This window comes from Desulfurella sp., from assembly GCF_023256235.1.
In the GTDB taxonomy this organism is placed as follows: Bacteria; Campylobacterota_A; Desulfurellia; order Desulfurellales; family Desulfurellaceae; genus Desulfurella.
This window is the reverse complement of sequence record NZ_JAGDWY010000067.1, coordinates 89,922-98,483: the sequence shown is the minus strand read 5'-3', so window position 1 is coordinate 98,483 and position 8,562 is coordinate 89,922. Positions and strand designations below refer to the sequence as shown.

The 8,562-nt window shown below is 30.1% G+C and carries 9 protein-coding genes and 1 pseudogene; 8 read left to right on the top strand and 2 right to left on the bottom strand.

Translation table 11 applies throughout. The features are described from left to right. Nucleotides 1-707, bottom strand: a pseudogene (locus Q0C22_RS07310) (NADH:flavin oxidoreductase); the annotation flags it as partial. A gap of 116 nt (nucleotides 708-823) precedes the next feature. Here Q0C22_RS07310 and Q0C22_RS07305 point away from each other — a divergent pair. Then, nucleotides 824-1,003: a hypothetical protein gene (locus tag Q0C22_RS07305; RefSeq protein WP_291493274.1), complete on the top strand. Its 180-nt coding sequence runs from the start codon at nucleotides 824-826 to the stop codon at nucleotides 1,001-1,003. Here the strand turns inward: Q0C22_RS07305 and Q0C22_RS07300 are convergent. Then, nucleotides 1,000-2,370: an aspartate ammonia-lyase gene (locus tag Q0C22_RS07300; RefSeq protein ID WP_291493272.1), complete on the bottom strand. Its 1,371-nt coding sequence runs from the start codon at nucleotides 2,368-2,370 to the stop codon at nucleotides 1,000-1,002. The two genes, Q0C22_RS07305 and Q0C22_RS07300, sit on opposite strands and share 4 nt — an antisense overlap. Before the next feature lie 92 nt (nucleotides 2,371-2,462). Here Q0C22_RS07300 and Q0C22_RS07295 point away from each other — a divergent pair, with 92 nt between their 5' ends. The 7 genes from Q0C22_RS07295 to Q0C22_RS07265 form a co-directional block, all read left to right on the top strand. Continuing rightward, nucleotides 2,463-3,557 carry a methyltransferase gene (locus Q0C22_RS07295; protein ID WP_291493270.1) on the top strand — a complete coding sequence of 365 codons (1,095 nt, stop codon included), beginning with the start codon at nucleotides 2,463-2,465 and terminating at the stop codon, nucleotides 3,555-3,557. 78 nt (nucleotides 3,558-3,635) lie between these two features. Further along, complete coding sequence (locus tag Q0C22_RS07290; RefSeq protein WP_291493268.1) at nucleotides 3,636-4,154, top strand: YeeE/YedE thiosulfate transporter family protein; 519 nt, start codon at nucleotides 3,636-3,638, stop codon at nucleotides 4,152-4,154. Beyond that, nucleotides 4,151-4,843 carry a DUF6691 family protein gene (locus Q0C22_RS07285; protein WP_291493265.1) on the top strand — a complete coding sequence of 231 codons (693 nt, stop codon included), beginning with the start codon at nucleotides 4,151-4,153 and terminating at the stop codon, nucleotides 4,841-4,843. The genes Q0C22_RS07290 and Q0C22_RS07285 overlap by 4 nt, the downstream gene beginning before the upstream one ends. A 66-nt stretch (nucleotides 4,844-4,909) precedes the next feature. Then, the gene (locus tag Q0C22_RS07280; RefSeq protein WP_291493263.1) at nucleotides 4,910-5,332 is read left to right on the top strand and encodes a hypothetical protein; all 423 of its coding nucleotides are present in this window, start codon (nucleotides 4,910-4,912) and stop codon (nucleotides 5,330-5,332) included. 43 nt (nucleotides 5,333-5,375) lie between these two features. After that, on the top strand, nucleotides 5,376-7,289 hold the full coding sequence (gene priA / locus Q0C22_RS07275; RefSeq protein WP_291493261.1) for a primosomal protein N': 1,914 nt from the start codon (nucleotides 5,376-5,378) through the stop codon (nucleotides 7,287-7,289). Nucleotides 7,290-7,329: 40 nt separating this feature from the next. Next, a complete protein-coding gene (rpsU, locus tag Q0C22_RS07270) occupies nucleotides 7,330-7,533 on the top strand; it encodes a 30S ribosomal protein S21 (RefSeq protein WP_025391390.1) in 204 nt (67 codons plus the stop codon). A gap of 30 nt (nucleotides 7,534-7,563) precedes the next feature. Beyond that, nucleotides 7,564-8,562: NFACT family protein (locus Q0C22_RS07265; RefSeq protein WP_291493259.1), on the top strand; the 999-nt coding region annotated here is incomplete at its 3' end.

Below are 8,562 nucleotides of genomic sequence, written 5' to 3'. Positions count from 1 at the left end.
TTTTTAGCCATATTAATTAATTCCACATTGTCTTGTTCAACAATTCCATCCTCAACAAATTCATTTGCAGATACTCTCAAAATTAACTCTAAACCATTACTAAAATTAGCTACTTCTTCAAAAACTTCTTTTGCAAAAAGTAATTTATCTTTTCCGTACTCATCATTGCGCTTATTGGTAAGATCTTTTAAAAATTGGGCTATTAAATAACCCATGCCAGCCTGTATTTCTATTGCATCAAATCCTGCTTTTTTTGCTCTTACAGTCGCTTTTCCAAAAGCCTTAACAATTTCTTTAATTTGCTCTTTAGTAAGCTCTTTTGGTGTTTGCATAGTAGATGGACACATTATAGCACTTGGAGCCAATACTACGCCACTTGCTTTGGGGTTTGCAGCCCTACCTGCATGATTTAGGTTTATACATGCCAAAGAACCATTATCGTGTATAACTCTTGTTATTTTTGAAAGCTCATCTATACAGTAATCTTCATCAATGCATAATTGCTTTGGGTGTTCTCTACCACTTTTTAATACGGCGGTAGGTTCAATAATTATTAGCGCTGTACCCCCTTTAGCCAAATTTTCGTAGTAATTTAAATGCCTCTGATTTACATGCGATTCTAAATCTGCATAAGCAGTCTTAACAGGTGCGGCAATAAATGGATTTTTTAATGTAAGTAAACCTAACTTCTTACCCTCTATCTTCATATCAAACCTCCTATTTTTATTTAAAATTATACCAAAAACACCGATCAGTCAATATATGACTAAAGAAAAGTAAAAAATCTCTTGACAATTTTTTAAAATAGAATATTTTTGGATTTGTGAATGCAAGGAAAATTATTGTATTAATAATTATATTACTTTTGGTTTTAATAGTATACAAAGTCTATACACATATATCATACGAGTACAAGGTTAAAAAAGCTCTTGAATTATTAAAAAATCAACCTGTTATAGATATTTATTGTCCAGCAAATACCATTGTTATTAAAAAAATTTAGACCATTTTGTGTGGATCTAAAATTTCATCTACTTGTTGTTTTGTGAGAATACCTTTTTCTAAAACCACTTCTTTTATTGTTTTATTTGTTATATAGGCTTCATGTGCTATTGTTGCGGCCTGGTCATATCCGATAATCAAAGCTAGGGGCGTAACAAGTGCTAAAGAATTTTCCACAAAACTATTTATACGTTCTTTATTTGCTCTAATTGGTAAAATACATTTTGTACTAAAATCATCAATGACATTTGACATTATGTTTATCGCTTCATTTATATGGTAAATTATAGCTGGCATCATAACATTTAGCTCCAATACACCTGCTTGAGCGCACATATTAACTATCTGAGAGTAACCAATCACACTATAGGAAACCTGTAAAACTGATTCTGGGATAACCGGGTTTACTTTGCCTGGCATAATTGAGCTACCTGGCTGTAAATCTTTTAAAATCAGCTCACCAATCCCACATCTTGGACCACAGGATAAAAACCTTATATCGCTTGCAATTTTTATCATACTAGAAGCTAATGTTGATAAACTTGATGCAAAAAAATTTACAGCATCTTTTGATGCAATGGCTTCAAATAAATTAGGTGCCTGTTTATAATCTGTATTGGTAAATTCAGAAATTTTTTCTATTGCAAGCCTGGCAAAACCTTTTGGTGCATTTAAGCCAGTCCCAACAGCTGTTGCCCCTAAAGCCAGTTCTTTTAAACCTTCCAAAGCAAATGTGATACGCGTTTTATTGCCAATAATCTGAGTTTTGTATGCACCAAATTCATCAGATAACCTAATAGGCACTGCATCCTGCATGTGTGTTCTGCCAATTTTTACAATATTTGCAAATTCTTTTTCTTTATACTCTAATGCTTCTTTGAGACCATCTAGTGCCGGCAAAAGCTTCTTTTTTGAAAGCTCTACAATCATTATATGCATTGCAGTTGGGATTGTATCATTGCTAGATTGGCCTTTATTTACATCATTGTTTGGATGAACAAGTTTTCCACCTTTTTTACCTCCCAAAATCTCTGTTGCTCTGTTTGCTATTACTTCGTTAATGTTCATGTTTGTTGAAGTACCAGAACCCGTTTGATAAATATCTACAGGAAACTGATTGTCAAACTTATGATCTAAAATTTCTTTACAGGCCTGGATTATTGCATCAGCTTTTTTCTCTTCAATGTATTTAAGCTCTTTATTACTTAAAGCGCACGCAAGCTTTACTGTAGCTAGAGCATATATGAAATCCAAAGGCATAGATTTACCTGATACCTTAAAATTTTCTATAGCTCTTTGTGTTTGGGCACCAAAGTATGCTTCATCTGGAACCATAACCTCGCCCATTGAATCTGTTTCTTTTCTCATACAGCCTCCTTGTATTTTTAATTAATTTAGTTACGAATAGCTATAATTTCAAGTAAATTGTCATTAAAAATTATATAAGTATAATTGCGTTGATGTTTGAGATTGTGCAAATTGCTGGACAGGCTTATAAGGGCTATGGTTATTCTTTCATAAATGGCAAAATAGTGTTTATTCCTTTTGTAGAAACAAATGAAAAAGTAGCAATAAAAATTACAAAAGAAAAAAAAGACTATTTTATAGCAGAAGCTATAGATATTTTAGAAAGCACTGCAACCAGAAAAAAGCCTTTTTGCAATTATTTTGGTATATGTGGCGGTTGTCACTATCAACATATCCACTACAATCAACAGTTAAATATTAAATCTCAAATATTGAAAAATATACTTAAGCGTATAGGACATATATCATTAGATAATGTTGAAATAATAAAAAGCAAACAAACATTTTACAGACACAGGGTAAAATTTCAAAAAAAAGCTGAAAAAATAGGATTTTTTAAACAAAACTCCAATGAATTTCTAGAAATAAACTATTGCCCGATACTTGTGAAACAAATAAATAGTTATATAAAAAATCATAAAGATTTAGAAATAGAAGTCGACAGTTTTTTTAAACTGGCTACAAATAAAAATGAACCGTTAAGATTAGACTTATCTTTTATTGCAAAAGATGTTTACATTGATTATAAAATGGGCTCTTTTACTCAAGTCAATCTTGATGCAAACAAAACACTTATTAATCTTATACTAAGTTTAGTTAAAGGTGAAAATGTTTTTGAAGCATTCTGCGGCATTGGGAACTTTACAATACCTTTGGCACTTAAAAACCACAAAGTCGAAGCTTTTGAAATTGATGAGTTATCCATTGAGACATTAAAACAAAACGCAAAAAGATTATCGCTTGATATTAAAGCAACTCAGTATGATTTAAATAAACCACTAGATTACAAAAAACCGATTGATACATTAATACTTGATCCCCCACGAAATGGAAGCTTGAATCTAATGCACTTTGTTAACAATAAAAAACCAGATCAAGTGATATATGTATCATGCGAGCCACCAACGCTTGCAAGGGATTTATCTATTTTGAAAAATTACACTATTGAAAATATTTTTTTACTTGACATGTTTCCAAATACCTATCATTTTGAAACTGTAGCGGTTTTATCATTAATAAGTAAGTAATTTAAATGAATAAATCATTCTTGATATTAGACTTAAAAATAATAAACTTCACATCAAGATCAAAAAATGGGAGGTTTTATGCAACAAAGAGGTTATTGGGGAACCTTAATTGGTGGTTTTCTTGTTGGCACAACGCTTTTTATATTTTATTATGTATCTGGTGCGGGCTTTGGAGCAAGCGGTGGTTTTTCTCAAGCTTCAGCATTTATAATTGCTTTATTTTCCAAGTCATACATTGCTTCAAATGCATATACGGCAAAAGATTTAGGTGAACATGGAATAACACATATTCTTTACAATCGTATTTTCTTTATCGATATTGGTATTTTTATTGGCGGTTTTGTTAGTGCACTCATTGGTGGCAGATTAAGATTCTCAGTGGACAAAGGCCAAACTACTTCAACATCTTACAGATATGCGATGGCATTTTTTGGCGGCATTTTAATTGCTTATGCTACTAGATACGCAAGAGGCTGTACAAGCGGTCAAGGATTAGCCGGCGCAGGTGCATATTCAATAGGTGGCTGGTTATTTTTGTTCTGTGTATTTGCTGGTGTGTATCTTACAGCAAGATTATTTAGGAGGCAGTGGTTATGAGTGCTCCACTTTATATAAACGGTGTTATATCTGGCCAGACAAATATGATTTTTTCAATATTTGGAGGCTTTTTGTTTGGATTTTTTTTGGAAGCAACAGGCTTTGCTTCGGGTAAAAACATCACAGATGAGTTTTATTTTAGAAACAATCGCGTCATACAGATGATGGTTACAGCTATTTTGACATCCACATTTTGGTTTTTGGTATTTGGCTCACTGGGTCTTATCCAGATACAAAATATATGGACACCAAATTTATACTTATGGCCTTATATATTTGGAGGGTTATTATTTGGCGTTGGCATGGCAATGAGTGGTTATTGTCCAGGTACTTCTGTAGCAGCCATAGCAAGTGGTAAAAAAGATGCTATGGTATTTGGACTGGGAATGCTTGTTGGAATGGCTATATTTATATTCGGTTTTCCATTTGAGAAAGATTTTTATGTATCAAGTGATTTAGGCCAAGTTTACTGGCACACACTATTTGGTGCAAATACTTTAGTTTCGTTTATAATAACATTAGCTATCGGCGGATTTTTTATGGGTTTTATGCAATACATTGTATCTTATGTCAACAAAAACCGCACAGAATCTAAAGAATATTCTATGCAATATTTAATTGGTGTTTTGGCATTAATATTTGTTATTGTCGTTACTGTGCTTTTAAAAACACTTTTGCCTGCTAGCTAAAAGGGATTTCTTCCCTTTTAGCTTTAAACAATTGAGATCTAAATAAAAACAATTGCTATTTGTTGTATGAAAATTTTTGTGGTAATTTGTTTTTTTGTTTTACTCTTTAACACAACCTCTAAAGCATTAAGCAATGGTGAGATTTTATACAATCAGGCTATTGAATTTTTGAAAAAAAATGATTATAAAAATGCATTTATCTATTTTTCTATTGCTTGCTATAATAATTACATTCCAGGCTGTGATATGATGGGTCCTGTTGAGTATCAAATTAACAAAAATAAAGGCGAACAAATAAGCAAAGATTGGGTAAAAACATTATCTAAAAGTAAAAATCAATTAGCAAGCACTCATTTAAAACAGGTTTTGAAGTATTATATAGACATATATAAACAACTCAATAATAAAGAATTATCAAATTATTTTCAAAAAACCTATAACAAACTTTTTTTACACATAGAAATAGAAAAAATAAACCCTCACAAGTAATAATAATTTTATTTTTAAGTGATTGTATGATAAAATTTTTTTTATGAATTACTATAATGTGCTATTTAACATTGCTTTAAGCAAAAGTTTTACATATAAAAGCACACAAAATATTGAAGTCGGCTCACGGGTGCTGGTGGATTTCAACAATAGGAAAAAAGTCGGCATCGTTCTTGAAAAAACAACACAAATAAATATAGACGATATAAAAGAAGTTATAGCTATATTAGATAATAAACCGGCTATAAGTGAAGAGTTAATAAAAACAATTAATTTTGCCAGTTATTATTATTTATCTCCAAGAGGTCTAATTCTAAGAAATGCCCTGCCTTCTAAAGCTTTTTCAAAAGAACCAATAAATTTTGAAAAAAATTCTATTAAAAAACAAATTAACCATCAAAAATTTTTTAATTTAAACGATGAACAAAAAAAAATTTATGAATCTATTGATCTAAAAAACTTTAATGTTAATTTGATATTTGGTGTTACAGGATCTGGCAAAACAGAAATATTTTTACATTTAATAAGAGACGTAATAGAAAAAGGAAAAAACGCCCTTGTGTTGGTACCAGAAATTGTGCTTACAAATCAATACAAAAGGGTTTTTGAAGAAAAGTTTCTTGATACAGTTGGTGTATATCATTCTCAACTTACACCAAAACAAAAATTCCTCGAGTGGTTAATGTTTAAAAAACAAGAAAAAAGGGTATTGCTTGGTACGCGTTCCGCTGCTTTTGTAGATTTATCTGATACAGGCTTAATAGTGGTAGATGAAGAAAATGATGATTCATACAAACAAGAAAATACGCCATCATATAACGCCAAAGACCTGCTTATATATAGGGCAAAACAACTAAATATTCCAGTCATTCTATCAAGTGCAACACCTACAGTGGAAACTTATTATAAAGCCTCGATAACAAAAAAATTTAAATTATTTAAACTTAATAATAGAATAAATAATTGTGAGTTACCTGTAATTGAGTTTTCAAAACCAGAAAATACTCTTTTGAGTATAAAATCACAAGAATACATAAAAAAATCAATAGAAGAAAAACAAACTTGCGCGATCCTTGTAAATAGAAGAGGCTTTGCACATTTTTTGATTTGTGGTGACTGCGGTTATATTTTTAGATGCCCAAATTGCAATGTTTCGCTTGTTTATCATAAAAAAACAAAGGATCTTAAATGTCATTTTTGTGAATCAAGCTTTGAAATACCAAAAAAATGTCCAAACTGTTCCAGTTACAATATAAAAGATGTTGGTACAGGTACACAGAAAATGGAAGAATTTTTGCGCGAAAATTTTGGAAATATCAATATTGCAAGATTAGATAGAGATACAGCTTCATCAAAAAAAAACGCTTATAACATAGTTTCAAATTTGCTTGATGGTAAAATAGACATTATAGTGGGTACAAGTATGATATCAAAAGGCTACGATATAGAAAAAATAAATTTAGTAATAATATCAAACATTGAATCAATTTTTGCTTTGCCTGATTTTAGAGCAGATGAAAAGTGTGTTTCACTCATTATTCAAACAGCAGGTAGAAGTGGTCGCAAGCAAAAAGGAAATGTTATTATTGAGTCAAAATTACCTTCGAGGTTAGAAAATTTTATAATAAATCATGATTATGAAGGTTTTTTAAAAGAAGAAATCAATTTGAGAAAATCTCTAACTTATCCACCGTTTTCACATTTAATAAGAATCATTTCTCAAAATACGAATGAAAAAATTGCAAAACAAAACATACAACAATGTTTTGAAATATTGAAAAATGGTGGATTTAGTTTTCTTGGACCGACTAAATGTCCAATAGATAAAATAAAAAATAAATACAGATACCATATAATTATAAAAACAAATGATATATTTAAAACACTTCGATTTATAACAGCTGAACTTTTAGATAAAAACCTAAACTTTGATGTTGACCCAATCTCTTTTTTTTAATATAATGTTTTTAATTTTAAATAGTAAAGGGGTGATTTGTTTGCCGGGTGTCTATGTAAGAGACAATGAATCTTTTGAAGAAGCCTTCAAAAGATTTAAAAAGCAATGCGAGCGTGCTGGTATTCTCTCTGAAATTAAAAAAAGAGAGCATTATGAAAAACCCAGCGAAAAGAAAAAGAAAAAAGCATTGGCTGCTCGCAAAAAGGCTCTCAAGAAAAAAAGACTTAGCGAAAGAAAAAAATAAACTCCTCCTTTTGAGGAGTTTATTTGGCTTATGAACAACTTTTTATTTAACTTTTTTGCAAGAAAAATAAAAGAAAGATCGATAGGAGAAAGGATTTTTAATATTTATGCACATGATGATACAATCTTTTTAAATTTAAAAAATAATTTAGCCATTCTATTTAAATTAAACTCTCCAACTGCTTTATTTTTCGGTAATTATAAACTTGAAAAAACACAAAATAATTTTGCTGTATCTTTACATAAAAAAATTAGTGGACTCAAAATTATTGATGTAGATTTTACGGGTCTTGAGCGTGTTTTGACACTCTATCTTGTAGATAAAAGGTTAGACATTGAGCACCACTATTATCTGATATTTGAAATTACAGGAAGAAATGGAAATCTATTGCTATGCGATAACGCTCAAAAAATAATTGAGGTGTTCCGTTTAAACCAAAAAAGACAAATCGTGCCAGGCAAAATTTACAAAAAACCACCTCAAATGTTAGATGTAGCTTTATCAGATATAAATACTTTAAAAAATGCTATAAAAAAAGGAAATATCTTAGGTATAGACAGCTTTACAAAAAACTTCATAAATGAGGAAAATTTAGAAAATTTCATAGAAACAATAAAAAAACCATCAGACAGGTTATTTTGCTATACTTACAACAAAAAGAAATTTGTATATCCATTTTTACTTAATTTTGGTTTAGATACATCTGTTATTGAAGAAAACGAGCTTTTTGAACTAATTTTTAAACAAAATATCAATATAGACTCAAACAATACTAAAATTATAAAATTTTTAGATAAAAAAATTAAAAAATTAAGCGAAAAAATTGAAAAAATCCAAAGTGATATCAAAAAAGCCGAGGATGCTCAAACTTTTAAATTGTACGCTGACACTTTACTTGAAAATATTTCTAACTTAAAGTATATCAATGCCGATATAATTTACCTAAAACCTCTTGAAAAAACAAATGAGTTAGCCATACCGATTAATCCTCAAAAAACGATTCAAGACAACATAAATCATTACTATAAA

Bases quoted from the DNA above. Each gene is read 5' to 3' on its own strand.
- Q0C22_RS07300 (WP_291493272.1), bottom strand. From the start codon at position 2,370: ATGAGAAAAGAAACAGATTCAATGGGCGAGGTTATGGTTCCAGATGAA.
- Q0C22_RS07295 (WP_291493270.1), top strand. From the start codon at position 2,463: ATGTTTGAGATTGTGCAAATTGCTGGACAGGCTTATAAGGGCTATGGT.
- Q0C22_RS07290 (WP_291493268.1), top strand. From the start codon at position 3,636: ATGCAACAAAGAGGTTATTGGGGAACCTTAATTGGTGGTTTTCTTGTT.
- Q0C22_RS07285 (WP_291493265.1), top strand. From the start codon at position 4,151: ATGAGTGCTCCACTTTATATAAACGGTGTTATATCTGGCCAGACAAAT.
- Q0C22_RS07280 (WP_291493263.1), top strand. From the start codon at position 4,910: ATGAAAATTTTTGTGGTAATTTGTTTTTTTGTTTTACTCTTTAACACA.
- priA (WP_291493261.1), top strand. From the start codon at position 5,376: ATGAATTACTATAATGTGCTATTTAACATTGCTTTAAGCAAAAGTTTT.